General features: G+C 68.4%; 32 protein-coding genes. 16 read left to right on the forward strand and 16 right to left on the reverse strand.

Annotation, left to right across the window (positions count from 1 at the left end):
- The first annotated feature begins 118 nt into the window (after positions 1-118).
- The 7 genes from TPAU_RS00650 (at position 119) to TPAU_RS00680 (ending at position 4880) form a co-directional block, all read left to right on the forward strand.
- Complete coding sequence (locus tag TPAU_RS00650; RefSeq protein WP_013124837.1) at positions 119-517, forward strand: hypothetical protein; 399 nt, start codon at positions 119-121, stop codon at positions 515-517.
- Between the two features lie 16 nt (positions 518-533).
- Positions 534-953 carry a DUF2752 domain-containing protein gene (locus TPAU_RS00655; protein WP_013124838.1) on the forward strand — a complete coding sequence of 140 codons (420 nt, stop codon included), beginning with the start codon at positions 534-536 and terminating at the stop codon, positions 951-953.
- Between the two features lie 32 nt (positions 954-985).
- The gene (locus TPAU_RS00660) at positions 986-1906 is read left to right on the forward strand and encodes a S49 family peptidase (RefSeq protein WP_013124839.1); all 921 of its coding nucleotides are present in this window, start codon (positions 986-988) and stop codon (positions 1904-1906) included.
- 133 nt (positions 1907-2039) lie between these two features.
- Positions 2040-2390: a rhodanese-like domain-containing protein gene (locus TPAU_RS00665; protein WP_013124840.1), complete on the forward strand. Its 351-nt coding sequence runs from the start codon at positions 2040-2042 to the stop codon at positions 2388-2390.
- The gene (locus tag TPAU_RS00670) at positions 2390-3226 is read left to right on the forward strand and encodes a DUF4328 domain-containing protein (protein ID WP_013124841.1); all 837 of its coding nucleotides are present in this window, start codon (positions 2390-2392) and stop codon (positions 3224-3226) included. The genes TPAU_RS00665 and TPAU_RS00670 overlap by 1 nt, the downstream gene beginning before the upstream one ends.
- Positions 3211-3969: a glycerophosphodiester phosphodiesterase gene (locus TPAU_RS00675; RefSeq protein ID WP_013124842.1), complete on the forward strand. Its 759-nt coding sequence runs from the start codon at positions 3211-3213 to the stop codon at positions 3967-3969. The genes TPAU_RS00670 and TPAU_RS00675 overlap by 16 nt, the downstream gene beginning before the upstream one ends.
- A 14-nt stretch (positions 3970-3983) precedes the next feature.
- Complete coding sequence (locus TPAU_RS00680) at positions 3984-4880, forward strand: DUF5926 family protein (protein ID WP_013124843.1); 897 nt, start codon at positions 3984-3986, stop codon at positions 4878-4880.
- Here the strand turns inward: TPAU_RS00680 and TPAU_RS21655 are convergent.
- The 3 genes from TPAU_RS21655 to TPAU_RS00695 all read right to left on the reverse strand — a co-directional run bounded on the left by TPAU_RS21655 (position 4877) and on the right by TPAU_RS00695 (position 7810).
- A complete protein-coding gene (locus TPAU_RS21655) occupies positions 4877-5530 on the reverse strand; it encodes a TetR/AcrR family transcriptional regulator (protein WP_013124844.1) in 654 nt (217 codons plus the stop codon). The two genes, TPAU_RS00680 and TPAU_RS21655, sit on opposite strands and share 4 nt — an antisense overlap.
- Before the next feature lie 10 nt (positions 5531-5540).
- A complete protein-coding gene (locus TPAU_RS00690; protein WP_013124845.1) occupies positions 5541-6941 on the reverse strand; it encodes an LCP family protein in 1401 nt (466 codons plus the stop codon).
- An 89-nt stretch (positions 6942-7030) separates the two neighbouring features.
- A complete protein-coding gene (locus TPAU_RS00695; protein WP_013124846.1) occupies positions 7031-7810 on the reverse strand; it encodes a CPBP family intramembrane glutamic endopeptidase in 780 nt (259 codons plus the stop codon).
- 66 nt (positions 7811-7876) lie between these two features.
- On the opposite strand from TPAU_RS00695, the gene TPAU_RS00700 reads away from it, so the two are divergent.
- Positions 7877-9337 carry an NCS2 family permease gene (locus tag TPAU_RS00700; protein WP_013124847.1) on the forward strand — a complete coding sequence of 487 codons (1461 nt, stop codon included), beginning with the start codon at positions 7877-7879 and terminating at the stop codon, positions 9335-9337.
- Here the strand turns inward: TPAU_RS00700 and TPAU_RS21660 are convergent.
- Complete coding sequence (locus TPAU_RS21660; RefSeq protein ID WP_013124848.1) at positions 9334-10152, reverse strand: hypothetical protein; 819 nt, start codon at positions 10150-10152, stop codon at positions 9334-9336. The genes TPAU_RS00700 and TPAU_RS21660 overlap by 4 nt on opposite strands.
- A gap of 113 nt (positions 10153-10265) precedes the next feature.
- Here TPAU_RS21660 and TPAU_RS00710 point away from each other — a divergent pair, with 113 nt between their 5' ends.
- Entirely contained in the window at positions 10266-10844 is a 579-nt protein-coding gene (locus TPAU_RS00710; RefSeq protein ID WP_013124849.1) for a TetR/AcrR family transcriptional regulator, read from the forward strand.
- Positions 10841-12376, forward strand: a complete 1536-nt coding sequence (locus TPAU_RS00715) for an MFS transporter (RefSeq protein ID WP_013124850.1) — start codon at positions 10841-10843, stop codon at positions 12374-12376. Before TPAU_RS00710 ends, TPAU_RS00715 begins: the two co-directional genes overlap by 4 nt.
- Before the next feature lie 5 nt (positions 12377-12381).
- Here the strand turns inward: TPAU_RS00715 and TPAU_RS00720 are convergent, their stop codons facing one another.
- Complete coding sequence (locus tag TPAU_RS00720) at positions 12382-13119, reverse strand: DUF2470 domain-containing protein (RefSeq protein WP_013124851.1); 738 nt, start codon at positions 13117-13119, stop codon at positions 12382-12384.
- Positions 13120-13206: 87 nt separating this feature from the next.
- Here TPAU_RS00720 and TPAU_RS21665 point away from each other — a divergent pair, with 87 nt between their 5' ends.
- Positions 13207-13602: a hypothetical protein gene (locus tag TPAU_RS21665; RefSeq protein WP_049825734.1), complete on the forward strand. Its 396-nt coding sequence runs from the start codon at positions 13207-13209 to the stop codon at positions 13600-13602.
- Positions 13603-13605: 3 nt separating this feature from the next.
- On the opposite strand, the gene TPAU_RS21670 is transcribed toward TPAU_RS21665, so the two are convergent.
- A complete protein-coding gene (locus tag TPAU_RS21670; protein WP_013124853.1) occupies positions 13606-14589 on the reverse strand; it encodes a hypothetical protein in 984 nt (327 codons plus the stop codon).
- A gap of 106 nt (positions 14590-14695) precedes the next feature.
- On the opposite strand from TPAU_RS21670, the gene pheA reads away from it, so the two are divergent.
- Both pheA and TPAU_RS00745 read left to right on the forward strand, forming a co-directional pair.
- The gene (gene pheA / locus TPAU_RS00740; RefSeq protein WP_013124854.1) at positions 14696-15631 is read left to right on the forward strand and encodes a prephenate dehydratase; all 936 of its coding nucleotides are present in this window, start codon (positions 14696-14698) and stop codon (positions 15629-15631) included.
- Positions 15628-16263 carry a histidine phosphatase family protein gene (locus tag TPAU_RS00745; RefSeq protein ID WP_013124855.1) on the forward strand — a complete coding sequence of 212 codons (636 nt, stop codon included), beginning with the start codon at positions 15628-15630 and terminating at the stop codon, positions 16261-16263. Before pheA ends, TPAU_RS00745 begins: the two co-directional genes overlap by 4 nt.
- Here TPAU_RS00745 and TPAU_RS00750 read toward each other — a convergent pair.
- Both TPAU_RS00750 and TPAU_RS00755 read right to left on the reverse strand, forming a co-directional pair.
- Positions 16260-16607: a metallopeptidase family protein gene (locus TPAU_RS00750; protein WP_013124856.1), complete on the reverse strand. Its 348-nt coding sequence runs from the start codon at positions 16605-16607 to the stop codon at positions 16260-16262. The two genes, TPAU_RS00745 and TPAU_RS00750, sit on opposite strands and share 4 nt — an antisense overlap.
- Positions 16608-16609: 2 nt before the next feature.
- A complete protein-coding gene (locus TPAU_RS00755; protein ID WP_013124857.1) occupies positions 16610-17698 on the reverse strand; it encodes a septum formation family protein in 1089 nt (362 codons plus the stop codon).
- A 74-nt stretch (positions 17699-17772) separates the two neighbouring features.
- Here TPAU_RS00755 and serS point away from each other — a divergent pair, with 74 nt between their 5' ends.
- Complete coding sequence (gene serS / locus TPAU_RS00760) at positions 17773-19026, forward strand: serine--tRNA ligase (protein ID WP_013124858.1); 1254 nt, start codon at positions 17773-17775, stop codon at positions 19024-19026.
- 8 nt (positions 19027-19034) lie between these two features.
- On the opposite strand, the gene TPAU_RS00765 is transcribed toward serS, so the two are convergent.
- The 7 genes from TPAU_RS00765 to TPAU_RS00790 are packed head-to-tail and all read right to left on the reverse strand — an operon-like array spanning position 19035 to position 24066.
- Positions 19035-19394 (reverse strand): hypothetical protein, encoded by a 360-nt coding sequence (locus TPAU_RS00765; RefSeq protein ID WP_147291129.1) that lies wholly within the window; start codon positions 19392-19394, stop codon positions 19035-19037.
- 60 nt (positions 19395-19454) lie between these two features.
- The gene (locus TPAU_RS00770; protein WP_013124860.1) at positions 19455-20189 is read right to left on the reverse strand and encodes a DUF3592 domain-containing protein; all 735 of its coding nucleotides are present in this window, start codon (positions 20187-20189) and stop codon (positions 19455-19457) included.
- Positions 20189-20608, reverse strand: a complete 420-nt coding sequence (locus tag TPAU_RS00775) for a hypothetical protein (protein WP_013124861.1) — start codon at positions 20606-20608, stop codon at positions 20189-20191. The genes TPAU_RS00770 and TPAU_RS00775 overlap by 1 nt, the downstream gene beginning before the upstream one ends.
- A 21-nt stretch (positions 20609-20629) precedes the next feature.
- Positions 20630-20779 carry a hypothetical protein gene (locus tag TPAU_RS23050; protein WP_160160288.1) on the reverse strand — a complete coding sequence of 50 codons (150 nt, stop codon included), beginning with the start codon at positions 20777-20779 and terminating at the stop codon, positions 20630-20632.
- 29 nt (positions 20780-20808) lie between these two features.
- Positions 20809-21396 (reverse strand): hypothetical protein, encoded by a 588-nt coding sequence (locus TPAU_RS00780; protein ID WP_013124863.1) that lies wholly within the window; start codon positions 21394-21396, stop codon positions 20809-20811.
- 37 nt (positions 21397-21433) lie between these two features.
- Positions 21434-22492, reverse strand: coding sequence for a roadblock/LC7 domain-containing protein (locus TPAU_RS23335; protein WP_013124864.1), 1059 nt, complete (start codon positions 22490-22492; stop codon positions 21434-21436).
- Positions 22489-24066: an MBL fold metallo-hydrolase gene (locus TPAU_RS00790; RefSeq protein WP_013124865.1), complete on the reverse strand. Its 1578-nt coding sequence runs from the start codon at positions 24064-24066 to the stop codon at positions 22489-22491. The genes TPAU_RS23335 and TPAU_RS00790 overlap by 4 nt, the downstream gene beginning before the upstream one ends.
- An 85-nt stretch (positions 24067-24151) precedes the next feature.
- Here TPAU_RS00790 and TPAU_RS00795 point away from each other — a divergent pair, with 85 nt between their 5' ends.
- Together TPAU_RS00795 and TPAU_RS00800 are read left to right on the forward strand one after the other, a co-directional pair.
- Positions 24152-24922, forward strand: coding sequence for a lysophospholipid acyltransferase family protein (locus TPAU_RS00795; protein WP_013124866.1), 771 nt, complete (start codon positions 24152-24154; stop codon positions 24920-24922).
- Positions 24915-25748 carry an HAD family hydrolase gene (locus TPAU_RS00800; RefSeq protein WP_013124867.1) on the forward strand — a complete coding sequence of 278 codons (834 nt, stop codon included), beginning with the start codon at positions 24915-24917 and terminating at the stop codon, positions 25746-25748. The genes TPAU_RS00795 and TPAU_RS00800 overlap by 8 nt, the downstream gene beginning before the upstream one ends.
- A 33-nt stretch (positions 25749-25781) precedes the next feature.
- On the opposite strand, the gene TPAU_RS00805 is transcribed toward TPAU_RS00800, so the two are convergent.
- The gene (locus tag TPAU_RS00805) at positions 25782-26405 is read right to left on the reverse strand and encodes a hypothetical protein (RefSeq protein ID WP_041944205.1); all 624 of its coding nucleotides are present in this window, start codon (positions 26403-26405) and stop codon (positions 25782-25784) included.
- Between the last annotated feature and the right edge of the window lie 473 nt (positions 26406-26878).

Genomic DNA, 26878 nt, shown 5'->3' on the forward strand with positions numbered 1-26878 from the left:
ACCGCGAGGGCGATTTCCGGTCGCACGCTGGGACGGTACGACCGGTAGCGATAGAAACGATCGACTTCTCTATCGAAAAGGCTTGGAATCCGCGGGCCGGCATCGGATCATTGCTGGCATGACCGAATTCAGCGTCGGGGTGCGCGAGGCGTCTCCCCAGGCTGGTCGGGCGACCCGGCTTCGGACCCTCGTCGGCGGGCGCCAGACCCGCACCGATGTCGTGGTGGCGATCACCCTCCTCGCCATCTCGATCGGTGCCACCATCACCAACCTGTACCTCACGGTGCAGGCGCTCCCCTCGTTCCGGGAGTGCGCGGCCATGGCCTGCACCTACGGCTCACACTTCGACGTCTTCGCGATCACCTTCGTGGTCTCGCTCCTCGTGGGAACCACCTTCGGCGCCCACGCGGTGCTCAATCTGCTGAACCGGCGCAACGCCTGGGGTTATGCGCTTCTCGACGCGATCATCTCGGTGGGCAGCCTGCTGGCCGGCCTGCTCTGGGTGTCCGCGGTCTGACGCTAGCCTGGACGCTATGACCGTCGGCACCGTGTCCGGCGGCGACCGTCTACGGGCGGCCGCCGGACCCATCCTCGCCGCCACCGGCGTCGGTGGCCTGGTGCTCGCGCTGCACCTGCGCGACCCGCACGTCGAATACAGCTGGGGCGTGTGCCCGCTGTACGCCATCTCCGGCGTCTACTGCCCGGGCTGCGGCGGGTTACGCGCGGTGAACGACCTCACCAACTTCGACTTCGCCGGCGCCTTCTCGTCGAACCTGTTGGTGTATCCCATCGCCGGGATCCTGATATGGCTGTGGTTGCGGTGGCTGGGCAGCGCGGTGGGATTCGACGTTCCCGCCGTACCGAAGAACAGGTGGCTGTGGATCGGGGTGGGCGTCGCGATCGCCGTCTGGTGCGTCGCCCGCAACGTCCCAGGTTCGCCGTTCGCGCCCTGACCTCACCCGCGCTGGGCGCTACCTTCGAGGGTATGAGTGCACTCGTCACGGAATTGCAGGACGCGGCCAAGGCCGCCAGCCACCGCGTGCGGAGCGCGCTCGGCCAGGCCGGCGGGGTGGTGCCCGTGGTCCGGCTCGAGGGGCCGATCGCCGCACCTGCCCTGTCGGGCGGGCTCAGCAGCCGCGGCGTGCTCAATCTCGCCGGCGTCGAGACGGTCCTGCGCAAGGCGTTCGAGACCGACGATGCCGTCGCCGTCGCTCTCGCGCTCAACAGCCCCGGCGGCTCGCCCGCACAGTCCGAGCTGATCGGGGCTCGCATCCGGCAGCTCGCCGAGAAACACGATCTCCCGGTGCTCGCCTTCTGCGAGGACGTCGCCGCGTCGGGTGGCTACTGGCTCGCCTGCGCCGCCGACGAGATCTTCGTGACCAGCACCTCGATCGTCGGCTCCATCGGCGTCATCTCCGCGAGCTTCGGCGCCAAGGACCTGATCGAGAAGATCGGGCTCGAGCGCCGGGTGTTCACGGCCGGTGAGTCCAAGCACCGACTCGACATGTTCGAGGACGTGCGGGAGGCGGATGTGGAATGGCTGCACGGCGTGCAGGGCGATATCCACAGCGCCTTCCGCACCTGGGTCACCGAGCGCCGTGGGGCCCGCCTGGGTGACGATCCGGCACTCTTCACCGGCGAGGTGTGGATCGGTGCCAAGGCCGTCGAGCTCGGTCTCGCCGACGGTGTGGGCACCTTGCGCGGCACCCTCGCCGACCGCTTCCCGGAAGCCGAGATCGAGACGATGCACACACCGAAACCCCTGCTTGCGAGGCTGCTGAGCGGTGGAACGTCGATCGCCGACGGTGGGCTCGCGGGCGCCGCGGCCGCCCTCACCACGGGTGCGCTCGACGGTGCGCTGTCCGGCCTGCACCGCCGAGGCCTGTGGGCGAGTTACGGTTCGTGATTCCACATGGTCCACAGGGTCGTGAATCCGCGCTGGTGAACGCCGCTACGAATCAACCTCAAGCTGTGGATGAGCCTGTGGAAACTGTGGATGAAACCGATGCCTTCGCTTACGGCCGTGCCAGACTGGTCGCATGATGGACGCGCGTGGATTCCCGACCGACGACGGGCTGATCTCGATCGACGCCCTCCCGGAGGTGGCCACCATCACCCTGCTCGACGTGCGGGAACCCGATGAGTGGGAGCTCGGGCACGCCCCCGGCGCCCTGCACATCCCCCTGTCCGACCTGCCGCTGCGGTTCGAGGAGATCGACCTCGACTCCGATGTGTACGTGATCTGCCGCGGCGGCGGCCGCTCCGAGAGCGCCGTCCGCTACCTGGAAACCGTCGGCGTCGAGGCCGCGGTCGTCGACGGAGGCATGATCGCCTGGGCCGCGGCCGCGAAACCGGTGGTCCGCTCGGACGGCGGCCCGGGAGTCGTCTGATGCAACCCGCTTCTCGCACGCAGCCGCCCGGCCGCCGCATCCGCTGGCTCGCCCGGCGCCCGCCGGAGACTCTTCCGGAGCCGCGCCGCGCACCGTCGGGCGAGCAGCCCACGCCCCGCTACGACGATGTACCGCGCTGGGGTCTGCGCCAAGAGTTCGCCCCTGCGCCGACCCGCGAGGAGGGCCGCGCCGAGGCAGCGAGCTCGCTGCTCTACTCGGTGCTGCAGGGCGCGACGGGAATCCTGATCCTGGCCGGGCTCGCCGAGGCCGGCGCGTATCTCCTCCTGGTGATCAACCGCGCCCGCACCGTCTCGAAGTATCTGGCCTGGGGTGCCGACGTCTCGGTCTTCGCCCTCGGCTGGCTCGCGGTGATCGCGCTGATCGGCGTGTACGTAGCCTTCGCCCGGTGGTTGCACGCCGCGCGTGCAGCCGCCTACGAGGGACTCGGCACGCTCGATCCGCGACCCACCTGGCAGCTGTGGGTGTACTGCCTGGTGCCCGTGGTGAACCTGGTCGCCGCCCCGGTTCTCGCGCTGGAACTGGTGCGCGCGCAGGATCGCGCCGCCGGGCGGGAACCGTCGACCGATGGCCGCACGGAATTCATCCGCAGGTGGTGGGCAGGCTGGGCCGCGCTCAGTATCGTCACCGTGGGCTGCGTGGCGTACGCGCAGGCCTCCGGTGGACTGCAGCATCGCGCCGACGCGGTGCTGTACACCGCGATCACGTACGTGCTCGGCGCGGCCTTCCTGGTGCTCACGCTGCGGTTGGTGCGGATGATCGACGCCGGTCCGGGGTCTGAACACGAGGTCGAGGAGGGCCGATGGCTGGCGGTGTAGCGGGGATCGTGGCGCACCGCGGCGCCAGCGGCGAGTACCCGGAACACACCATGAGCGCCTTCGAGGCGGCGGTCGCCGAGGGCGCCGATGCGATCGAATGCGATGTCCGGCTCACCCGCGACCACCACCTGGTGTGTGTGCACGACCGCACCGTCGAGCGCACTTCCGATGGCACCGGCGCCGTCTCCGAGCTCGACCTCGCCGATCTCAAGGCGATGGATTTCGGTTCGTGGAAACGGCCCGGCCATCCGGAACCGGTGGTCACTCTGGACGAGTTGATCGACCTGGCGCGCACCGCCGACCGCAAGCTCTTCATCGAGACCAAACACCCCGTTCGGTTCGGTGGCCTGGTCGAGCAGAAGCTGCTGGCCACGCTGCAACGGCACGGGCTGTCCCGGCCCGACGATCCCGCGTCGGCGCCCGTCACCGTGATCTCCTTCTCCGGGTCCGCGGTGTGGCGCGTGCGCCGCAACGCACCCGGCGTCCCCGCCGTCTTGCTCGGCGAGGCCTCCCGGTTGCTCGGCGGCGGTGCGGCCACGGCAGTGCGCGCCCAGGGCATCGGGCCGTCGGTGGAATCGCTGCGGGAGCGGCCCGACACCGTGGCCAAGGCGCGTGCAGCGGGCCGGTTCACCTACTGCTGGACGGTCGACACCGAGGCCGACGTGGCCCTGTGCCACGGCCTTGGAGTGGAGTGGATCGCCACCAATCACCCGGCCCGCGCCCGCTCCTGGCTCTCCGGCTAGGTACCCTGCGGAGCATGGGTAGACGCGAACGCAATGCCACTCCCCGCGAGGGATCGAACCGGGCCGAGAAGGTCGCGGCGCAGCGGGCACGCTCGGCGGAATCGGCCGCCGCGGCGCGCCGCCCGTTCGAAGGCCTCGCCGCGGAATGCGATCTGATCGCGCTGCGCCAGTTCGTCCCCAGCGCGACCGCACCGCTCGCGGTGTCCGGCTCATCGCGCGAGATCCGGCTCGCGACGGTGCTGCCCGGTGCCTCCTTCGCGCTGGTGCGCGACGAGGCCGAGGGCACCGTCGGTTATGCGGCGCTACAGACCTCCGTGCGCCCGGAGGACCCGGCCGCGGCTCTCGCCGGCGCCGCCCGGTTCGCGGCTGACGCCGATACCGGTGAGGTGCTCTCCGAACCGGCCGGCGGCGTCATCACCGATGTGCTCGATGACGGTGCGGCCCTGGACATCACGGTGCACACGGACTTCAACTGGTGGCTTGCGGGCGAGCCGGACGCGCAGACCCGCCAGCTGGTGGACCACGCCAACTCGCTGATCACTCCCGCTGCCCGGCTCGACCTGGGCGCCGACGGCGTGGGCGCGCCGTGGTGGGCCGATACCGGCTCGAAGGCGCACCTGCGCTGGGTGCATCCCGCGCCCGAGGACGAACTCATGGCCGCCCTGGCGCGTGTGCACGCCGCCGGCGGTCTCACCCTGGGCGAGGGTTCGAAATTCGCTGGCTCGTTCCGCGCCGACGGCCTGCTCATCCCGGTTTTCGACCTCGACCGCGAATCGCATCCGGATGAGTGGGTGCCGGGCACCGTCGAACTCGGCAAGCGCCTCGCCGAGGCGCTCGCCGATGATTCCGAACTCACTGCGGCACAGCGACGCTCACGTGACGGCCTGCGTGACCGGCAGGTATCGATCTAGGCCGGCTGGCCGAGCTGCCCCACCAGATACGCACGGAGGGTGACCTCCACGTCGTAGGCGTTGATGCCGTCGTCGACGTTGCCGAGGGCCTGCATCAGTCGTTCGCGTTCGGTGACGTGGGCGGGCACCTCACGCTCGTACCACGGCTGGGTGGGGCGCTCGTTGCGCATCGCGATGTTGTTGCGCACCACCACCTCACCGACCACGATCCGCCAGATGCCGAACAACAGCTGGAGCGAATCCTCCTCGCCGATGCCGAGGCGATCCGTGGTGAGGAGGAATTCGTTGAAGGCCCAGGCGGAGAAGGCGTCGATGATCTCGTCGGCGGAAAGCACATCGATCACCCACGGATGGCGGGAGAGGTGGGTGATCACGGCCAGTGGCAGTTCCACCAACCGTTCACGGGGATCGTCGGATAGTTCGGGTACCGGCGTGTTCCACGCCTGGTGCTCCAATACCGCCCCGAGCAGGTCGTTCTTCGAGTCGAAGTAGTGGTAGATCCCCATTGCGCTGATGTCGAGGCGAGATGCCAGGGCGCGCATGGAGAACTTCAGCGGACCATCGTTGGTGAGGATGTCCGCTGCCGCGGCGACGACCTGCTCGCGGTTCACCTTGGGGGGACGGCCGATCCGGCCGCGCTCATCGGTCATAGCTTCAACCTTATCCGGAATTCCCAGGCCCGCTGAGGAGTCGGTCGGGAACCGGCTGGTCGGCGGCGATCAGGCTGAAGAACTCCGTGGTGTTCTTCCCCCAGATGAGGGCATTGCCCTCGTCGGTGTCGCTGCTGCCGCCGGTGGGGGTGGTGGTCGTTACCGGAGAGCTGCTCAGTGCCCATGCCAGCCGCCCCAGATCCCACAGGTGGGTGTCGGTGTCGACGGTGAGCGCGCCCACCGTCGCATCCGCCAGGCTCCACATCTCGAACGGGTTGAGCAGCGTCGTCGGCGAGGTCGCCTTGGTGAACAAGGCGGTCATGAACTCGCGTTGATGCACCACACGGTCGAGGTCGGCGTTGGGGGTGGCACGGGTGCGCACGTAGCCGAGCGCCTGCGCACCGCTGAGGTTCTGGCAGCCGGCCTGCAGCCGGATCCCGGCCTTGGGGTCGTTGATCGGGTACTTCGGGCACATCTCGATGCCGCCCAGCGCATCGACCATGGTCGCGAAGCCGCCGAAACCGATCTCCGCGTAGTGGTCGACGCGCACCTTCGCCTTCGATTCGAAGGTCTGCACCAACAGCTTCGGGCCGCCGAGGAAGTAGGCGGCGTTGATCTTGTAGCTGCCTTGGCCCGGGACCGGTACGTACAGATCGCGGGGGATCGAGATCAGCAGCGGGGAACCGGACTTGGGGATGTGCACCAGCATGATGGTGTCGGTGCGGGCGCCCCCGAGGTCGCCGCCGGTGGCCAGGTCCTTCTGCTGTTCGGGCGTGAGTCCCTCACGAGCATCCGAGCCGACCAGCAGCCAGTTGGTGCCGGGGGTGTCGGCGATGCGGCCCGCATAGGCGGCGAGCGCGTCGATCCGTGTGAGCTTGCCGTCGAAGTAGAAGGTCGCGGCAGCGGTGCCCACGATCACCAGTACGAGGAACGCGGTGAGCCAGCGCAGCGGACGTATGCGGCGCTTGCGTTTGACCTTCGGCGGTGCGGCGGGCTTCGGCGCCTCCGGTGCCGCCCTGCGGCGTGAGCGATCGCGAGGAGGGCGCGGGGGTGGCGGAACCCGGCCACTGCTGCCGCGCTCGCCCACTCTGCCGGCGCGGCGGCTCGTGCTCGCGGGAATCGGTTCGGGGGTCTGCGGCGGTGCCCACGTGCCCTGCGGGGCGGGGCGCTCGACCCGGGTGGGGCGAGGCTGCTGGTTGCCCGGGTTCGGCGGATTCTGCGGTCGGAAGGGCTGCTGGCCGGCACCGGGGCGTGGCCCCGACCCACGCTGGCCCGGTTGCCGACCGGGCTGCTGCGGGCGCGGCGGGCCCTGCCGGTTGCCGACGGGGCGTCGGGTCACCGACGGTTCCCCCTCGGGCACCTGGGACCAGGCGAGCGGTCGCTCGTCGCCCCGGCGTCGTTCGTCGTTCACGCATTCCGACTGTACGGGCAGTATCTGAGAGCGGGCGGCTACCGAACCCCGACACGGACGCGTGATTTCCCGAGCCGCCGTGGCGGCCGTCAGCGCAGGAAGCCGAGGTGGTCCTTGAGCAGTGCATAGCCGAGATAGGCCACCACATCGATCACGAAATGCGCGATGACCAGTGGCCACAGTCTGCGCCACCGGTCGTAGGCGGCACCGAAGACCACACCCATCACCACATTGCCCAGGCCCGCACCGAAGCCCTGGTAGAGGTGGTAGCTGCCGCGGAGCAGCGCGGATGCGGCGACCGTGCCCGCGCGCCCCACGCCGAGCTGCCGCAGCCGGGTCATGAAGTAGCCCACCACCACGACCTCCTCGGCGACGGCGTTCCCCGCCGCGATGAGGACGTAGGTCACCATCCGCCAGCCCGGATCCCCGCCCGCGGCCGGGAGCACGTTCGCGGTCACGCCCAGCGTCCGTCCGGCCACGTAGAGGACGAGGCCGGGGAGCCCGATGAGGGCGGCCAGGCCGGTGCCCAGACCGATGTTCCTGAGCAACTCGCGACGCGAGCCGCGCAGCGCGAAGCCGAGGTCGGCGAACCCGATCCCCGAACGCCACAGCAGGTACAGGGCGAGCGAGGCCCACGCGAACAACTGCACGGCGGTGAGCGTCTGGAGCAGGAAATCGATCGGGATGTGCGGGCTCCGCGAAGGATTGAGGCTCACCGTCGTACCGCCCACCCCCGGGCCGAGTTGGTAGCCGATCAGCCGGATCAGCGAATACATCCCCGACCAGCCGAAAGTCACGAGCAGAACGATCAGCACCTCCGCGCGCAGCGGTGTCTTCTCGCTCGCGGGAACGGGTTCGGGGGCGCTCACCGGGTCACTGTAGCGACGTGGCTATACGATTGCCCGGTCCCGCTCACGAACGCCGAGGTGAACGCCGTGTCTGCACCCGCCGAGCCCCGCCTGGGGCCGCTCGACCGCTACTTCCAGATCAGCGAGCGCGGCTCGACGATCTCGCGGGAAGTGCGCGGCGGCCTGGTCACCTTCTTCACGATGGCCTACATCGTGGTGCTCAACCCGATCATCATCGGCGGCATCGTCGGCAACAACAAGAACACCGATGTGCTCGGCAATGTGCTCCCCACCGCGCAGGTGGCGGCGGTCACGGCTCTCGCCGCGGGCCTGATGTGCATCGTTTTCGGCGCAATCGTGAACTACCCGTTCGGTATTGCCGCGGGCCTGGGCGTGAACAGTCTCCTGGCCGTGAGCGTGGCGCCGCAGGTCACCTGGCCGGAGGCCATGGGCCTGGTGGTGATCGACGGCATCATCATCGTGATCCTGGGCGTCACCGGCTTCCGCACCGCGGTCTTCCGCGCCATTCCCGCCGAGCTCAAGGCCGCGATCGCCGCGGGCATCGGCTGCTTCATCGCGTTCATCGGCTTCGTGGACTCCGGCTTCGTGCGGCGCATCCCGGATGCCGCGGGAACCACGGTGCCGGTCAGCCTGGGCATCGGAAACTCCGTCGCCTCGTGGCCGACGGCGGTGTTCGTGTTCGGCGTGCTGTTGATGGGCATCCTGGTGGTGCGCAAGGTACCCGGCGCGATTTTGCTGGGCGTGGTGATCACCACGATCGTCGCTCTCATCGTGCAGAAGGTGACGGGCCTCGGACCGTCGATCAAAGATCCGCACGGCTGGAGCCTGAACATCCCCGAGCTGCCGTCCTCGCTGGGTGGCCTGCCCGACCTCTCGCTCGTCGGCGAGGTGGATGTGTTCGGCGCCTTCACCCGGATCGGCGTGCTCGCGGCGTCGGTGCTCGTGTTCGCCTTGGTGCTGTCGAACTTCTTCGACGCCATGGGAACCATTACCGGCATGACCAAGGAGGCCGGCCTGATGAAGGCGGACGGCAGCGTCCCCAACATCGGTAAGGCGCTGGCCGTCGAAGGCGCCGGCGCGATCGTGGGCGGCGGCGCCTCGGCATCGTCGAACACGGTTTTCGTGGAGTCGGCCGCGGGTATCGCCGAGGGCGCGCGCACCGGCCTGGCGAACATCGTGACCGGCGTGCTGTTCCTGCTGGCGATGTTCTTCACGCCGCTGTACGAGGTGGTGCCGTCCGAGGCGGCCTCGCCCGCCCTGGTGATCGTGGGCGCCATGATGATCGGTCAGCTCAAGGACATCGACTGGACCCAGTTCGGCATCGCACTGCCCGCCTTCCTCACCGTGGTCACCATGCCGTTCACGTACTCCATCGCGAACGGCATCGGGATCGGCTTCATCACCTGGGTCGTGCTCGCTGTGGCGCAGGGTAAGGCCAAGACGGTGCACCCACTGCTGTGGATCGTCGCCGGGCTCTTCCTGGTGTACTTCGCCAAGGCGCCGATCGAGGGGTTGTTCGGGATCTAGGTGCCGCTCGGGCCGGTACCGCCGCCGGACGGTGCGGACGGCTCATCGTCGAGGCTGGACGCTGCGTGGCCGCTCTTGAGCGCCTTCTCGGCAGCCTTGGCGTCCTTTTCCGCCTGCTTCTGAGCGGCCTTGGCTTCCTTCTCCAGCGCCTTCTGCTGCTTCTTCTTCGCTCGCTTACGGCGCTGCACCTCGAGGAAGATCGCGAGCGCGATCGCGGCGATCACACCGATCACGACACCGATCAGGGTGGCCCACCGGAATCCGGCGGCGTTCTGGTCGATCTTGGTGCGCGCGTAGCTGGCACCGCTGCCGGTACCGATCGCGACGGCGAGGGTCATGAGATTGGGGACGGTCGCGATCACTGCGATGAGGCCCAGCACGGTGGCGATCTTCGGGTGGTTCGCCGCCCGCTTGGCGGCGAACCACAGCAGGAGCAGGGGGAGCCCGGCGCAGAGGAAGCCGATGCCCAGCCCGAAGACGGTGCCCTTGAGAGTGCCGCCGTCGGTGCCGACCCAGCCGACCAAGAGATCTGCCCACTTGCGGGGCAGGTACGCGGCGAGCGCGAAGTAGGCGGCGACGAGGACCGCGACCACAATGGCGGCGACGATCGCGCGGCGCAGCCACCGCTTCGCCGCCTCACCGGCGCGGGATGCCGCATCACCGGCCTTGGTCTTGGCGCGGGTGGCCGCATCGTCGGCGTGTGTCCTGGCGCGGGTGGTCACGTCGCCGACGTGGGCTTTCGTACGCGAGGCGAGGTCGGGCTTCGGCTCGCCCTCGTGCTGCTGAGGCGTGGGGTCGTCCGGTGTGGCGCTCATCGCACCAATCTAACCCGTTCGGGCTGCAAACGTGTGCCACGACGGTGAAGAATCGACAACGCCGGTGTCTCATGTACAGTTGTACATGTACAAACGTACATAAGGAGGTAGCCATGTCCGACGGACCCCGACGGCGCGACCCCGAGCGCCGGCGCCGCGAGATCGTCGACGCGGCGGCGGCACTCGTACTTGAGAGCGGGGCCGACGCCCTCACCCACCGGAAGGTGGCGGCGCGTGCCGGTGTACCCCTGGGCTCGACCACCCAGTACTTCGCCACCCTCGACGACCTCCGCGAGGCTGCGCTGCGCAACCTGATGGACGAGGCGGAGCAGTGGCTCGCCGATCTGGAGGCGGAGTTCGTTCGTGACGGGGCCTCATCCGCCGCGTACACCGGCGCACTGCATCGCTATCTCAGTGACCCGCAACTGGTTCGCGGCGATTTCGCGATGACCTGCGCCGCTGCGTCGAGTCCCGATATGGAAGAGCTGGCGCGACACTGGACCGCCCGTCTCGTCGAGGCGCTCGCTCGGTACATTCCCGTCGAGAACGCCCGTGCTGTGGCGACTTTCAGCGACGGTGCCACCATGGACGCGGTCATCGCCGAGCGACCTCTGGACCATGCCCTCCTCGCAAGCGCCATCGCGGCGCTCTGGAGCGCGCCGCTGGGCGCGACGAAAGGAACTGCGACATGACCGATCTCAGAACCGATCACCCGTCCACGATGCCCTTCGCGCGGCGGTGGGCCTCTGCGGCGGTGCTCTCGATCAGCCTGCTGGTGATCACCGTGGATCTCACGATCCTCAACATCGCGCTGCCCGACCTCTCCGCGGACCTGCGCCCCACCGCGGCGCAACAGCTGTGGATCATCGACGCGTACTCATTGGTGCTGGCCGGCCTGCTGGTCTCGACCGCCTCGCTCGGAGACCGGTTCGGCCGCAAGCGAATGCTTCTGCTGGGCTACGCCGTCTTCGGCGTGGCCTCGCTACTCGTGCTGTGGGCGGATTCGCCCGGAGAGGTGATCGCGCTGCGCGCGCTGCTGGGTGTGGGCGGCGCGATGATCATGCCCACCACGCTGTCCATGCTGCGGGTGATCTTCACCGATCCCGCCGAGCGGGCGAAGGCGCTCGGCCTGTGGGCCGCGGTCTCCGGCCTGGGCGCCGCGATCGGTCCGATCGCGGGCGGTGTTCTGCTGGAGAATTTCTCGTGGCGTGCCGCCTTCCTGGTGAACGTGCCGTTCATGGCGGCTGTGCTGATCGCCGGCCTGCTGATCCTGCCCGAGTCGACGGTGCCCAGCCCGGGCCGCTGGGACTACGTGGGCGCGCTGCTCTCGATCACCGGCATGGTGGCCCTGGTGTGGTCGATCAAGCGGTTCGCCAAGGACCACACCTTCGCATCGACGCCGGCCCTAGTGGCGCTGCTGCTCGCGGTGATCGCGTTGTCGCTCTTCGTCTACCGCTCGTTGCACCGCCCGGATCCGCTGCTCGACGTTCGGCTCTTCGAACGTCGCCAGTTCACCGCCGCGATTCTCGCCGCGCTGGGTGTCATGTTCGCCATGGCCGCCGCGCTCCTGCTACTGGCGCAGTGGATGCAACTGGTGGAGAACTACTCGCCGATCGAGACCGGCGTCCGGCTGCTCCCGGTGGCGGTCGCGGCCACCGTCGCGTCGATCGCCGCTCCCTGGCTCGCTCGTAAGCTGAACGCGCGGATCGTGCTCGCGGGTGGGCTTGCTCTGGCCGGCATCGGCATGGTGCTGATCGACGCCGCGGACCAGCTCACGTACACCGCGATGATCGCGCCATTGGTGCTGGTGGGCATGGGCATGGGATCGATGACGGTGGCCTCCGCGATGGTCATGTCGGGCACTCCCGAGGAGAAGGCGGGTAATGCCGCCGCACTCGAAGAGACCTCGTACGACCTCGGCAACGTACTGGGTGTCGCGGTTCTCGGCAGCATCGCCGCGATGCTGTACACCGCCGACGCCGATTTCGCGGCGATCCCCGGTGTGGATGCGGCGACCGCCGATGCCGCCGGCGAATCGCTCGGTGCGGCAATGGCTATCGCGCAGCAGGCGCAGCTGCCGGCGCTGGCAGAACACGCCGCTGCCGGGTTCACCGAGTCGCTGCAGACCACGGGTCTGGTGGGCGGGGTGCTGCTACTGGCCGTGGCTGCGGGGGTCTACCTGCTCACGCCGAAAGGCACGGACATCACCGTGCAGGCGCACTGAACGACTCAGCCCGCAGCGCGCAGGCCGTTGAGGAAGGGGCAGCCGAGCAGGATTCGGATGCCCCGCTGCAGGGCGGCCATATCGGTGGCGGGTTGCGCGAAGTTCAGGCGCACATCCACATCCGAGAGCTCGTGGTGTTCGGCACGCAGCCGGATACCGAACCGGTCGATGCCCAGCAGGCGGATGCGATGGTTGCGCAGCTTGCCGGGAATGCGCCGCGCCAGCTGGCCGACCATCTCCGGGTGGTCGTTCTCGACGTGCGCGAGCCACGCAGCCTCGTAGCCCGCGAACGGATCCGGATCGGCGGCGGCCAGTTCGTCACCCGACACCGATGAGGCGCCGGCGGTATCCGCGAGCACCGCGGTTTCGACCGGCATGGTCAGCAGGCGGGAGCCATTGCCCACGTCGAGGAGTGATTCCAGCGGATTCTCGATCGCTACCCGCGCGGCGAGGGCGGCACCGTCGGCCACCTCGGAGAGGTTGCCCGAGAGCCACACCAGCGACCGCGTGCGTTCGCGCAGCGCGAGCGGTGAGATGTCATTGATCTCCACCATGGCGCGTGCACCATCGAGCCAGGGGGTGTCGTCGGCGACGGCGATCACCAGCCGGTCGCCGAGCACGTGGTGGAGTGCGATGGTGATCGGTTCGTGGCCGTCGGCCACCAGAACGGCCGCGTGGGGCACGACGGCGACGGTGCGGACGCGCTCTGCCGGGGTCGGCTCGGCGATCGTGGGGGCGCTCATCTCGACTCCTCTCACTCGGTGTGTTTGTAGAAGGTAACCCTAACCTAATTGAGCGGGCGAGGCGGGGCAAGAGTTAGGGTCAGGATGATGGCGATCGAATTGGAGCTGCTGGCGCCGCCGCGCGAGCCGATGTCCCTGGTCGACGGCCTGGCGATCGCCGGTCCGTCGGAGTTGACGACGCAGGCCTACCACCCCGACGATCCGCGCGAACTGGTCGAATTCCTCGTTCGAGGAGTACATGAGTCGGGCCCCGGGTTCGCGCTCGAGGTCACCGGACCCGATGCCGCCGTCGCCGTACTGTGCGCCACCGTTGCCGCGCTCACGGGCGACGACATCGAGGGAGCGCTCGCCGACCCGGACGAGCAGCGCCTCGCCGGGCTCAACCCGATGGCGCAGGACGCCCTGCGGGAGCGGCTGCGGCACCTCATCGCCCCGGACCCGCAGGCCATCACCGACCGGCTGCACGCGCTCGGATTGCGCTGATAGTCAGGAGATTTGATCGACGGGGACGGTCCAGGCCGTGCCGCACGGCCCCTGGTTCGGAGACCGGGAGCCGCGGTCGAACCATGCGCGAGTGTTCGTGCGGGACAGCTGCGGAGCATCAGGTAGGTCGGCGACCATCGTGAAGGTCGCGGCATCCATCGCGGCCCGCTCCAGATCGCCCTCGGTGATCGCCGTGCCCACCAGCCGTGCGATGGTACTGCCGGACAGGCACAACGTCTGCATGTGTTCGCGGCGAAGGTATTCCGATCCCAGCGGGCTCGGCGCGCCGCCCGCGTCGCGGACCAGAGCCTCGACATCGGTGCCTACTCCGCTGCGCGACTCGGCCCGGCTCGCGACCGACAGCGAGAGCCACTGCAATGCCGCCGCGGCCTGATTGCCCGCCGCCGCGACGATCCCATCGCGGTTGACGAAGGTGGCCGAACCGCACGACGAGACCGTGCGAATCGTCCACCCCACCGGGCAATCGTTCCCGGGCGCCACGCCGTTCGGATCGGAGAAGACGCGCACCGTGTTCGGCGGGAGTCTCCACACCTGTTCCAGGCATCGCGTGCCTGCGCCGGAGAAGGCTTCGATCGCCGCCGGATCCGTCGACCAGGCAGGCAACGCGCAGCGCGGCGTCACGAGCGCGGTGGTGAACAGCGAACTGGTCGTGATCTGATCGACCGACGGCGGCGAGGGTGGCACGGCCGTATCGGCGCCGCGGGTCAGGGGTGGTACCGCCGAGGGAGACGAGTCGGGTCGGGAGACCGCCGCCCACCCGATCGCGCCCGCGATGAACACGACGGCCACGACGAGGATGACCCACCCCGAGCGGCCGCGACTGCGGCGACGCTTCGTGTGACCGGTGCCGTATCGGCCGTTCGCGTACGGGCTCCCCGTCGGAAGCCGGTTCGACCGCCACGGCTGCGGCCCCTGCGGCGCGGGACCGGAACTGATCCGGTCCAGCGGATTGTCGTACTCACCCATGCGGCTTCGCCTCCATCCCCCACAACGTCGAGATAACTATAATGAAGAGATGCTGGTACGGCTCTGTGTCGCCGGTCGCACCGGTCCGCTCCGATAGGCTCGGTGCGTGACGCGCATCGCCTATTTCGGCCCCGAGGGGACGTTCACCGAGATGGCGCTGCTGCAGTGCCTCGACCTCGCCGCGCAGGGCCGGATGGATGTCCCGGGAGTCCCGCTCGCCGGCGCCGAGCGAGTCAGCGCGCCCAGTCAGGTGGCAGCGCTCGGCCTGGTCGCCGACGGTGTGGTCGATCTCGCCTGTGTCCCCATCGAATCCTCGGTCGAAGGGCCTGTCACCCCCACCCTGGACACGCTGGGATTCGGCGGCGATCCGCTGCAGATCTACGCCGAGACCGATCTCGCCGTGTCCTTCTCCATCGTCGGTACCGTTCCGCTGGCCGAGGCGCGCACCGTCGGCGCCTACCCGGTGGCCTCCGCACAGGTCCGCGGCTGGCTCGCGGCGAATGCGCCGCAGGCCGACGTCGTGCCCGCCGCCTCGAACTCCGCCGCTGCGGTCGACGCCGCGCAAGGCCGCGTCGACGTCGCCGTCACCACCGCACTCGCGGCCGCGATGCACGGCGTCCCCGAGCTGGCCGCGGGCGTCGCCGATGTGGCCGACGCCCGTACCCGATTCGTGCTGTGCGGTCGCCCCGGCCCCGCGCCCGCCCGCACCGGTCAAGACTGCACGGCTGTCGTCCTCGACGTGCCGAGCCGGCCCGGCTCGCTGGCCCTCGTCATGGCCGAATTCGCGCTCCGCGGAGTCGATCTCACCCGGATCGAGTCGCGCCCCAAACGGACCGTCTTCGGCAGTTACGTCTTCCATTTCGATTGTGTGGGCCACATCGACGACCCTGCTGTCGGCGAGGCATTGCGCGCCCTGCACCGGGTGTGCGACGACGTACGCTTCCTCGGCTCCTGGCCCCGGCCCGGCGGCCCCGGCACGGCTCCCACCGACCCCGGTGACTCCGCCGAATGGTTCGACCGACTGCGCAGGGGAGAACGATGACGGGGCTGCTGCACCTGGTCCGGCACGGACAGACCACCGCGAACGTCGCCAAGGCCCTCGACACCCTTCCGCCGGGTGCGCCACTCACCGCGGAGGGCTCCGACCAGGCCCGACGGTTCGCGGCCGACCGGCCCGGCACGGTTCCGGCGGTGCTGCTCAGCTCCGTCGCCCGGCGAGCGCAGCAGACCGCCGAGCTGATCGGCGCCGGCTGGAACGTACCCGTCACCGTGATCGACGGCGTTCACGAGGTGCAGGCCGGCGACCTGGAGGGCCGCACCGACGAGGAGGCGGTGCGGCAGTTCCGCGATGTGGTCGAGCGCTGGCACTCCGGCGACCGCGCCGCGGCCCTCCCGGGAGGCGAATCCGCCGACGATCTCTTCGCCCGCTACCTGCCCGCGGTCGCCGCCGTCCGCGCGCAGTACCTCGACGCGGGCGACGTCTACCTGGTGAGCCACGGCGCCGCGATTCGGCTGGTCGCCGCGCAGCTCGGGGGTGTCGACGGGGAATACGCGCATAAGCATCACCTACCCAACACGGGCGAAATCGTGCTCCGGCCGTTGCCGGGACCGACCGGCGGATGGGAGCTGGTCAGCTGGGCGGACGCACCGTCGCCCGCGGACCCGATGGGCTAGGCCCAGCCCAATTCTTGCAGGCGCTGGTCGTCGATCCCGAAATGATGGCCGATCTCGTGCAGCACCGTCACCCGGATCTCGCGCCGCAGCTGCTCTTCCGTCTCGCACATGTCCATCAGCGGCTCGCGGTAGATGAAGATCCGGTCCGGCAGTGTGCCGAAGTAGGTGCTGGTGTCCCGCTCGGTGAGTGCGATGCCCTCGTACAGGCCCAGGATGGTGGGGTCCTCGTCGTTGCGGTCGCGCACCAGCACCACCACGTTGTTCATCGCCTCCGCGAGCTGCGGGGGAACGTCATCGAGGGCGTCGGAGACCCAATCCTGGAAGGCACGACGGGAGACGTGCACGGTTAGCGCCCCGGCTTCGGCGGAGCGGCACCCGGGAAGGTGGGCATGACGGGCTTCTTTCCGTCGATCAACAGGTTCGGCGATTTCGCGGAGCCCGTGACCGGGATGAACTTCTTCCCGTCGGACGCGGCGACGAAGCACACCGAGGTGCGCGCGCCCGCGGTCCACGCCTCTTGCGAGAGGGTGTTCCACTGCAACTGCAGGCCGGATTTGCGCAGGCCGTCCTGCGCACCGAACCACGCGGTGGTGCGGGCCGGGCAAGTGCCGCCCAGGTAGTCCTCCTGCTGCGCGAGCGTCGGCCAGGACGCATCCGGGAACTTCTGCCGCAGGTCCACGGTGGCGGTCACCTCGAAGGCGTGCGGGGCGCTGCAATCGACGGGGACGGTGGCTTGGCCGCGGTCGTTGATACCGATGCACGTGCCCACCGGCCAGGAGGTGGCCTTGTCCTGGTTGGCCACCTTGCCGGTGGAGTCGACGACGGCTCCGGAGCCGTCGACCAGTTGGACACCGCAGCGCATGGTGCGGTCGCCGCCCTCCCAGGCCTTCTCGCCCGCGGTGAGCAGGCCCATCTGGTAGCGGCCCTTCGGGTCCAGGCGTTGCCCCAGGTACTCGGCGACCACGGGGGTGCAGACCTGCTCGCGGAGCGCCGCGATCTGCTGCTCCGACGGGTACTTCGCGTCCGGTGGCAGGGTATTGGCCGGCTCGCCGGCGACTTCGAACTTGTGCGACGCCGAGCAGTCGACGGCCGCCAGTGCGCCGGCGGTGTCCCAGGTGATGCAGGATCCCGGCTTCGATCGTGCGAGGGTTGAGCCGTTGGCGGCGAGTCGCGGCCCGTGGTCTTCGGAGACCGGGTCGAAGTAGCCGGCCGCGTACAGCGTGCCACCGAGCGCGAGGGCTCCCACGATCACAGCGATCAGGACGGCGCGCAGGTTCGCCGCGCTCACCCGTCCTGCCCGCAGGTCGGTCACGTCGGCGTCGACCGGACCCGCCAGCGGATCGGGCTTCGCGGCAGCGGCGTCGTCGGAAGCCAGACGATCCGGCCCGTCCGGGGGCTGGACGGGCTCGGGCTGGGTATCGGTGTCGTCGGCCATCGAATCCATCATGCCTGGCCGTGTGCGCGAATACCGTGTGGGGCGCGGTACCGGCGGCGTAATAGGCTGGTCGGGTGATCGACGTCAAGCTGCTCCGCGAGAATCCGGACCTCGTGCGCGCCTCGCAGCGCGCCCGTGGTGAAGACGCCGCGTTGGTGGACGCCCTGCTGGAGGCCGACGCGCACCGTCGCGCCGCTGTCCTGGCGGCCGACAACCTGCGTGCCGAGCACAAGACGTCCTCCAAGTCGATCGGCAAAGCCGCACCCGAGGAGCGCCCCGCGCTCGTCGCGGCGGCCGGCGAGCTGGCGGCGAAGGTCAAGGAGGCGGAGGCCGAGCAGGCTCGCGCCGACGAAGTCTTCGACGAGACGGCACGCAAGATCGGCAATGTGATCATCGAGGGCGTGCCCGCCGGCGGCGAGGACGATTTCGAGGTGCTCGAGCACGTGGGCACGATCCCCGAGATCACCGACCCCAAAGACCATCTCGAGCTCGCCGAGGGGCTGGGACTGCTCGATATGGAGCGCGGCGCGAAGGTCTCGGGCTCGCGGTTCTACTTCATGACCGGTCACGGCGCGCTGTTCCAGATGGCGCTGCTGCAACTCGCCGTGCAGAAGGCCGTGGCGCACGGCTTCACGCTGATGATCCCGCCGGTACTGGTGAAGCCGGAGATCATGGGCGGCACCGGCTTCCTGGGTGCGCACGCCGACGAGATCTACCGGCTCGAGGCCGACGACCTGTACCTCGTGGGCACCTCGGAGGTTCCGCTGGCGGGGTACCACATGGGCGAGATCATCGATCTGAACGATGGTCCGATTCGTTATGCGGCGCAGTCGAGTTGCTTCCGCCGCGAGGCGGGTTCGTACGGCAAGGACACCCGCGGCATCATCCGGGTGCACCAGTTCGACAAGATCGAGATGTTCGTCTACTGCAAGCCCGAGGATGCCGAGGCCGAGCACCAGCGGCTGCTCGATTTCGAGAAGGAGATGCTGGCCGCCGTCGAGGTGCCCTACCGGGTGATCGACGTGGCCGCAGGCGATCTCGGCAGCTCCGCCGCGCGCAAGTTCGACTGCGAGGCGTGGGTGCCGTCGCAGGAGCGCTACCGCGAGCTCACGTCGACCTCGAACTGCACCACCTTCCAGGCCCGCCGCCTCGGCGTGCGGTACCGGGACGAGGACGGTCGGCCGCAGATCGCCGCCACGCTCAACGGCACGCTGGCCACCACGCGCTGGCTCGTCGCGATCTGGGAGAACCACCAGCAGCCCGACGGTTCCGTGCGGGTCCCCGCCGCCCTGCAGCCGTTCCTCGGCACGGACGTCCTGCGCCCGTAACTCCGGGGCTACTGCGGTGGCATCACTGCCATGGCTGCCGCAAGGCCGACCGCCGTCCCGACGATTCCGGTGATCGGTGCGATCACGTACCAAACGCTGACCGTGTGATTGGTCAGAAGGAGCATCGAGCGCACCAGCCAGGCCCCGATCGCGATCGCGCCGAGCCCGATCCCGGCCGCGGCGCAGAGGATGGTCCCCATGGGCAACTCGTCGGATCGCCCGATCGTCGTGAGCAAGGCCGCCCAGAACAAGATCTGGCCCACGACGGAGGTGATCACAATCGCCAGGTCCAGTCCCCACAGCCGGTGTCGAGTGATCGACGGACGAGCGGGTGCGAGCCCGGGCGGGTAGTGCATTGACGAGGTCACGAAATGCAATATAGCAAATAGATCGTGGCCGTCGGGCGGCGCTCGAAACCGCCGGTTCCCTCATGCCGGGATGATGATCGCTCCCGAGTCGTCCACGAAGGCGACGTAGGGCGCGCCGAGCGCCGGCGCCCGGCGGTGCCGCCACCGGCCCTCGTAACTGCGCGTGAATACCCGGGCCTCGCCGGTGCCCGAGTCTGTTCCCGTCATGGTGGCGACCACGGCCCTGCGCGTGTTTCCGTCGTCGTCGCGCCACTCGCTGTCGCGGAGATCGGTGACCGTCAGCGGGATCCGGGCGCCGTGGAACGCGGTCCGCTCCCGCTCGCCCTGCTTGCGGCGGGTCCAACGCTGGATCGCCGCGAACAGTGCGGTCCACAGCACGCCGAAGATGATCGCCAAGGGGCCCAACCACTTCCGCATGAAGGCATCGATCATGGCGTGCTGCGGATCGTCGGGGTCGTAGTACACGGTGACCGCGTCACCGATCGCCGGCTCGCTCGACGATGCCCCCGATTCCCGCTTGCGGTAGTCGACGCCGTCCACGGTGTACCCGACGATGCGCTGGTAGCTGTACTCGGTTCGCCCGTTCTCCTTGGGGGACGCGCTCTCCTCGTAGTCCACCACGCGCCCCTCGGCGGTGCTTGCTGACGCCAGGAACATGGTGTCGACCACGGTGAAGTAACAACCCGCGGCGATGGTGAGCACGCCGAGGGCGATGAAGAGCCGGACCATCAGGTGTGATTCACGCACGGAGCGGGCGGCGGCTCGTCGTTCCCGGTCGAATTCCGGCTCGGACATCAGAAGACCTCGTTGACCAGCCACCACTGCCCGTCGAAGTGTTCCACGGTGTTGCGATGGCGCTCCTCGGCGGGCCGCACGGCGTGCCCCACAGGGGAGTGGACGAGGTACTCGGAGTTGAGGAACCCGGCGTCGACGACGCGGAACCAGATGTTGCCGTCGGCGCGGTCGTCGTAGCTGAGGGAGTAGCTACCGATCCGCAGCGACTCCCCGCTCCGCACCGGCATTGCCCCGGAGCGGATCGCCGCCGACGTGGCCTCCAGGCGCGGTTTGGCGTACGTCCAGCGGGCCTCCCGGGGCAGATTGAACACGGCGGCAGTGAGCCCGAGGGCACTGATCGTCGGGATCACGAGGAACCGCCAGTCCCACTGTGGCCCGATCGGCCGGGCGAGCGCGATACCGACCCGGACGATCCACACCAGGGCGAAGGCAACGGTGGGTCAGAACGCCAGCAGCAGCACCATGAAGTCGCCTCCGGGAAGGGAGATCCCCCAGCACAGGGTGAGCACCAGCGCGGTAGCGGCGAGGGTCATGGGAAGTCCGGGCGGTCGTTGCCACCAGGGGCGCACTGGGGCATCGATGTTCTGCATGATAGGTACGGTAGCTCGAAGATGGCGGGTCAGTACATGTCGATGACCCGCCACCACGGACCATCGAAGTGAGCCACCCGATCGTGCTCGGAGGGCGGGCCGTAGGTGTGCGGCCTCCCAGCGGGGGAGAACACGATGTAGTGGGTATCGCCGATCGCGCCCGTGCCCAACCGAAATCGGACGGTGCCCTCGACCGTGGACCGGGTGACGGAGAAAGTGCCCAGTCGCAATTGCGTGGGGGTGGGCTGCGCATCAGCGAGCGCAGCGTGGGCGGCGTGCTCGAACGCGGGCTTCGCCTGGATCCAGCGCGCAGCGAAGGGGACGTCGAGGTACACCAGGCCGAGGGTGATCAGACCGATCAGCGGTACCGCCGCGTACCGCACGCTCCAGCGGGGCCGGTGTGCGAGTGAGATCATCGTCCGTCCGATCCAGGTGAATGCGATCAGGCTCAGTCCGGCGAGGATCGCCACCCCGAGCGTCGGACTCCCGTCCTGCGGCGTACTCGCCTCCACCATCCACGTACCGCACGCGATCAGGCTCGCCAAGGCCAGAGGCAACCCCGGCGGCCGGTGCCACCACGCCCGGGGCGTGAGCGCAGTGGATGCAGAGGTGGTCATCGCATCGATGGTAAATCGATGATTTACCAAACGAGGATCAGACTTCGATTTGCTCTTCGAGCTTGGTGAGACGGAATCGAGCCATCGCCAGGTTGGCCCGCGCCCGGTCCAGCACCAGGTACAGGAACAGGCCTTCGGCGCCCTGCCGGATGGGGCGCACGATCTGATACTGCGAGCCGAGGGTGATGAGGATGTCTTCGATGTGATCGTCGAGGTCCAGGTCGCCCAGCGTGCGGCTCATGGCCTGCACCAGCGCCGAATTGCCCGCAGCGGCGACTTCGAGGTTGAACTCCTTCGGGTCGCCCGCGGTGGCCAGCGCCATGCCGCTCTGCGAATCCACCAGGGCCACGCCGAGCGCACCCTCGATGCTCATCGCCTCCGTCAGCGACTCGTTGAAGTCGGTCATATCACCGCGCTCCTTCGGTTCGGGCAGCACCGTCGGGTCCACGTAGGACTCGTCGATCTGGGTGTACGGGAACGCGTCGATCGCCAGGGTCTCACGGACGGGCGGAGGCTCGTGGTCGACTTCGACCACATCGACCACCTCGACATCGATGTAGCCGTCCGGGTGATCGGCCAGGTCGATCACCGGCTCGTGCTCCGCGGCCGATCCGGTGGACTCCTGCCGGCCGTTCTCGGCGCGCGGCTCGAACCGGGGAGGCGCGAACTGGTCGAAGCCGCTGTCGAATCCGTTCGATTCCGGTGGCACGTCGGACGGCGCCGGCCGCGATGACGCGCTGTACCCGAACATGCCCGCCTCGAAGGTGTCGGACTCGGGCTGGACGCCGAGGAAGGTCTCCGAGGTCAATGGATCGTTGAGCGGGTCCGGCTTGCTGCGCTGCTCCGGTTCGGGCCGACGGGGCTCGGGCCGGGGCTGCGACGGTGCCTGGGGAGCGGTGGGCGGAGGAGCCTGCTGGCCCCGCGACGGTGCGCCGGCCGGTGGTGTTGCCGGCTGGGGACCTGCCGGCGGGGGCTGCTGCGGCGGAGGAGCTGCGGGCCGCTGCGGCGGGGCCTGCGTGGCCATGCCGGTGTCGTGGACGCCGTAGTAGTCGTCCACTCGCTTGCGGTTGTTCCGCGGGAACCTCGGAGAGTTCACGTCAACCTCTTCGCGCGCAGTTCGTGCCCGCTCGACGTGAGGCAGCGGCCCGATTCCAGGTCCCACTGCCAGCCGTGCAGGTTGCAGGTGAGCTTGCCACCCTCGACCACGCCGAACTTCGACAGGTCGGCCTTGAGGTGCGGGCAGCGGCGCTGCACCTCCCAGCCGTCGAGTTCGGTGGACGCGGAATCGTCGTGGGCCTCGGAGAACCAGCCGTCGGCGTAGGCGATCCGCTCAGGGGTCAGGCACTTGAAGAAGGTGTACAGGAATTCGTTGTAGCCGCCGATCCGCCAGGTGGTGAACCGGGTCGACAGGAAGATCGTGTTCACCCAGTCCGGTTCGTCGTCGCGGAGCACGGTGCGCACCAGCTCGGGCGCGATGCGGAAGCCGTAGCGGTACTTGCCGTCACCCTCGGCCGGTTCGCGGACGATGCGGTTCGGGAAGTCGAGCACCACCGTCTCGTCGCCCATCTCCAGACCCACCGCGTAGCCGATACCGTCGCTGATCAGGGCCGAGGCCTGCATGATCGGCTCGAACTTGGCCTTGAGCGCGCCCAGCAGCGGCACCCCGTCGTCGGGCGCCCACGAGGCCTTCTCGGCGGCCAGCACCGGGGCCTGCCGTTCGGCGAAGGCGTCGAGGTATGCGGTCTTGTTCTCGAAGATCTCCATCACCTCGGCCTCGGGTACCGGGTGCGTGAGCGAGAGCATCTCGGTACCGCGGAAATCGCCGACGGTGCCGGGGATCATCAGCAGGCCCCCGTCGTTGCCGTTCTTGCTCATCTCCTCGAGGAAGGTGATCTGGTCCGGGAAGATGTTCGACGGGTCGCCGAGCACCGTCTCCTCGCCGGTGCGGCCCTCGTCGTTGAGGTAGCGCAGCTCGGGGTCGAGGAAGGCCGGCGGGCCCGCCGAGGGCACCACCCAGGTGGCGCCAACCTGGTCGACGTAGCTGCGGGCGCGGTCCATGCCGCGCTGGCGCTTCTGCTCGGCGAAACGGCGCTTGGAGCCCTTCGGCATGTCGTAGACCATGGGGTACCAGATGGCGCCTGAGTATTGCAGCAGGTGCACGTCGATGTGGCCGAAGTTGTCACCCAGGACGTCCATGTCCACGGGGCGGGCGTCGTTCATGTTGAACAGCACCGTCTCGCCGTCGGCGACCACGATCCCCGAGTCACCGATCGGCCCGTCGGCGGGCGCGCGCAAGGCGATGATCATGATGTCGAGATCGCCCTTGGGGCCGCTCACCGTGTGCTTGACGGAGTCCTCGGTCTCGAAGAACCTGGTGAAGCCCAGTTTCTCCAGCTCACGCTTGAGATCCGGTACGGGGTAGTCCGGCAGCAGGACGGTGGCGTCCTTGTTGATGTTCTCCGCCAGATTCTTCGCATCGAAGTGATCGCGATGCAGGTGGGAGACGTACAGGTAGTCGACGTCGCCGAGCGCCTTCCAGTCCAGCTGCGTGTTGTCCGGGAACGGGAACCAGGAGCCGAAGTAGGCAGGGTTCACCCAGGGGTCGCACAGGATGGTGCCCGCGGTGGTGGTGATGTGGAAACCCGCGTGCCCGACGCTGGTGACCTGCACAGTGGAGCCTTTCGCTGACATCAGTTACCGCTACAGGGTAATGGGCCGCGCCCGCGGGTGGCCTTCCGCGGCTACTCTTGCGAGCGTGGAACCCATCTACGGAACGATCATCAAGGTAGCCCGCGGCATGTGGGCCTACCAGGGCATCCAGTTCACCGAGGTGGACTTCCAGAAGTTTCCGCGCGAGGGCGGTGCGGTGGTGGCCATCAACCACACCGGGTACCTCGATTTTCCGTTCGCCGGGAAGCCGGCCGACGAGGCGGGGCATCGCAAGGTGCGATTCATGGCGAAGAAGGAGGTCTTCGACAATTCGAAGACCGGCCCGCTGATGCGCGGCTGCAAGCACATCCCCGTCGATAGGGAAGCAGGTGCCGAGGCCTATGCCGCCGCCGTGGACGCGCTCAAGGCGGGCGAGCTGGTGGGGGTGTACCCCGAGGCCACGCACAGTCGCAGCTTCGAGCTGAAGGGCTTCAAATCCGGTGCCGCGCGCATGGCGATCGAGGCCAACGTCCCGATCGTTCCCGTCGTGGTGTGGGGCGCGCAGCAGATCTGGACCAAGGGTCTCCCGAAGCAGTTGGGCCGGAACAAGTTCCGAGTGCTGATCGGCGTCTGTGATCCGCTCGATCCCGTCGGTCCGCCCGACGAGCTCACCGCCCGGCTCAAGGGTGAGATGCAGACGATGCTCTACCAACTGCAAGACCTGTATGGCCCGCATCCGCAGGGCGCAGCCTGGGTGCCGCGCCGCCTGGGCGGTAGCGCGCCCACCTTGGAGGAGGCCGACGCGCTGGACGCGGCCGATATCGAGGAGCGGCGCCGCCGCCGGGAGGAGCGGCTCGGCTCGGGTGACGATGCCTGACGCCGAGCTGGGGGAGCGGCCCGTCCTGGTCGCGAGCGACGTCGACGGGACTCTGGTCGACGAGGCCGAGAAGATCAGTCCCCGCACGCACGCCGCCCTCCACGCGGTCCGTGCCGCCGGTGGACATTTCGTCTTGGCGACGGGGCGCCCGCCGCGCGCCGTGGATCCGATCGCCGATCAATTGGACTTCGCGCCGCTGGCCGTGTGCGCGAACGGTGCGGTGCTCTACGACACCGGTACGTCGAAGGTGGTGTCGGCGGCGCTCATGTCGCCGGACCTATTGGCCCACATCGCCGAGCTGGTGTACGAGCATCTCCCCGGGGCGGGGTTCGCCGCGGAGCGCGTGGCGCAGGGAGAGCACGATGCGGCGACCCCGCGGTTCGCTGCGTCGACGGGGTATCAGCACGCCTGGCTGGAACCCGAGACGGTCTCCGCTGAGGACGCCGTGGTGCTCAGCCATCCCGCGGTGAAGCTGTTGGTCCGGCAGCCGGGCATGACCTCGGACGAGATGCACGCGCGGGTCGCGCCTCACCTGGCCGGCATCGCCGATGTCACGTACGCCACGAACAACGGGCTGATCGAATTCCACGTGCCCGGTGTCACCAAGGCCACCGGTATTCGTGCCGCCATGCGGCACCTCGGGCTGTCCGACGATGTGCGCACCGCCGCCTTCGGCGATATGCCCAACGATGCAGAGATGCTGCGCTGGGCCGGTGTAGGCGTCGCCATGGCGAACGCGCATCCCGTCGCGCTGGACGCCGCGAATATGGTCACCTCCACCAACCTCGACGATGGCGTTGCCCAGATCCTGGAGCGTTGGTTCTAACGATTCCTGTCCAGCGCAGCGATTAGCCGGCGATCAATGAGGTTGTGGAACGCCTTTCATGTAGATATCGGTTATGTCGCGATAGCTTAGACTGAATGGAAAGGTAAGTGGGTCGCCATTGTCGTAGTCGTAGTAGTAGACGCTCGGCGAGGACGAATTTGTATACTTGTACAGCCAATCTACTCCAACCTCGTCTTGGCTCATGTGGCGCTTTTCCCACTGTGACGCGAGCCCGATGTCGAGCCATTGATGAAATGGACTGCCGACCCCGATCTTTGTCCTGAACCTACTGTTTTGCCGGACAAGTACGTACTTTCCCACGAGGTCGAAATTCGACGCCTTCCACTCTTGGCGTCCGGTAAACGTGTCACCTCTCTCGTACCCAGTTCGACGCAGGCTGTAACCGTCGTCGTCTCTGGTGATGGACAGAAGGATCTCTCCGTCGTCCATCTGGTCCCTGGCAGGGCCGTTGGGAAGTATTAGTGTGTTCTCATCCTTGAGGTAGGGGCGGCCGAATGCAACCAGGCGCGTGCCGGTGGCACGCTGAGCTTCAATGCTTTCGAGATAGTTTTGAACCTCGGTCCAGTATTCCATGGTGTCGATGAATTCGTCTAGTCTTTCCCAGGGCATTGCGTACTTCCCCTCCTTACTGATCACGGTCTCTTCGCATAGCCGAGTTCGAGCAACTCGTCGACAGAAAGTCTTGTCATGTTGCCGTCCATGCATGTGTGCGATCGCGAAGTCTAAGCGGGCCACGAGCGGTGGCGCGGCGGCTTCCGGATGCGGGAGCGGTGTATGTGACGCGAGTTTCAGTGGCGGGATGTAGCGCTCCGGTCGTCCCCCACGCCTAGCCGAACCACATGCCCAGCGATTCCTCCCCTATGCAGCGAACGACGTGGGATGGGGGAGGGGGCCGGGGATGCGCGGATGGGGGAGGCGTGGGGGACGACGGTGCCGCCATCGCCACGCCGGACTGTCCGCAGCGTCGAGACCCGATCCGGCCCGACGAGCAGCCGCTCGCGACGGCCACTCGCACCCCCTCTATGTGACTGGTGTGACAAAAGTTGCTCTCGTGACGAATGTTGCAAATGGTGTTAGTCTCGACCTCACGTTGAGCCTCGGAGAACCCC

It is taken from the genome of Tsukamurella paurometabola DSM 20162 (genome assembly GCF_000092225.1).
Classification (GTDB): domain Bacteria; phylum Actinomycetota; class Actinomycetes; order Mycobacteriales; family Mycobacteriaceae; genus Tsukamurella; species Tsukamurella paurometabola.

Excerpts from the sequence above, each read along its gene's own strand:
- TPAU_RS00650 (WP_013124837.1), top strand. The coding sequence starts at position 119 with ATGACCGAATTCAGCGTCGGGGTGCGCGAGGCGTCTCCCCAGGCTGGT.
- TPAU_RS00655 (WP_013124838.1), top strand. The coding sequence starts at position 534 with ATGACCGTCGGCACCGTGTCCGGCGGCGACCGTCTACGGGCGGCCGCC.
- TPAU_RS00660 (WP_013124839.1), top strand. The coding sequence starts at position 986 with ATGAGTGCACTCGTCACGGAATTGCAGGACGCGGCCAAGGCCGCCAGC.
- TPAU_RS00665 (WP_013124840.1), top strand. The coding sequence starts at position 2,040 with ATGATGGACGCGCGTGGATTCCCGACCGACGACGGGCTGATCTCGATC.
- TPAU_RS00670 (WP_013124841.1), top strand. The coding sequence starts at position 2,390 with ATGCAACCCGCTTCTCGCACGCAGCCGCCCGGCCGCCGCATCCGCTGG.
- TPAU_RS00675 (WP_013124842.1), top strand. The coding sequence starts at position 3,211 with ATGGCTGGCGGTGTAGCGGGGATCGTGGCGCACCGCGGCGCCAGCGGC.
- TPAU_RS00680 (WP_013124843.1), top strand. The coding sequence starts at position 3,984 with ATGGGTAGACGCGAACGCAATGCCACTCCCCGCGAGGGATCGAACCGG.
- TPAU_RS21655 (WP_013124844.1), bottom strand. The coding sequence starts at position 5,530 with ATGACCGATGAGCGCGGCCGGATCGGCCGTCCCCCCAAGGTGAACCGC.
- TPAU_RS21660 (WP_013124848.1), bottom strand. The coding sequence starts at position 10,152 with ATGAGCGCCACACCGGACGACCCCACGCCTCAGCAGCACGAGGGCGAG.
- TPAU_RS00710 (WP_013124849.1), top strand. The coding sequence starts at position 10,266 with ATGTCCGACGGACCCCGACGGCGCGACCCCGAGCGCCGGCGCCGCGAG.
- TPAU_RS00715 (WP_013124850.1), top strand. The coding sequence starts at position 10,841 with ATGACCGATCTCAGAACCGATCACCCGTCCACGATGCCCTTCGCGCGG.
- TPAU_RS00720 (WP_013124851.1), bottom strand. The coding sequence starts at position 13,119 with ATGAGCGCCCCCACGATCGCCGAGCCGACCCCGGCAGAGCGCGTCCGC.
- TPAU_RS21665 (WP_049825734.1), top strand. The coding sequence starts at position 13,207 with ATGGCGATCGAATTGGAGCTGCTGGCGCCGCCGCGCGAGCCGATGTCC.
- TPAU_RS21670 (WP_013124853.1), bottom strand. The coding sequence starts at position 14,589 with ATGGGTGAGTACGACAATCCGCTGGACCGGATCAGTTCCGGTCCCGCG.
- TPAU_RS00745 (WP_013124855.1), top strand. The coding sequence starts at position 15,628 with ATGACGGGGCTGCTGCACCTGGTCCGGCACGGACAGACCACCGCGAAC.
- TPAU_RS00755 (WP_013124857.1), bottom strand. The coding sequence starts at position 17,698 with ATGGCCGACGACACCGATACCCAGCCCGAGCCCGTCCAGCCCCCGGAC.
- TPAU_RS00770 (WP_013124860.1), bottom strand. The coding sequence starts at position 20,189 with ATGTCCGAGCCGGAATTCGACCGGGAACGACGAGCCGCCGCCCGCTCC.
- TPAU_RS23050 (WP_160160288.1), bottom strand. The coding sequence starts at position 20,779 with ATGCAGAACATCGATGCCCCAGTGCGCCCCTGGTGGCAACGACCGCCC.
- TPAU_RS00780 (WP_013124863.1), bottom strand. The coding sequence starts at position 21,396 with ATGACCACCTCTGCATCCACTGCGCTCACGCCCCGGGCGTGGTGGCAC.
- TPAU_RS00800 (WP_013124867.1), top strand. The coding sequence starts at position 24,915 with ATGCCTGACGCCGAGCTGGGGGAGCGGCCCGTCCTGGTCGCGAGCGAC.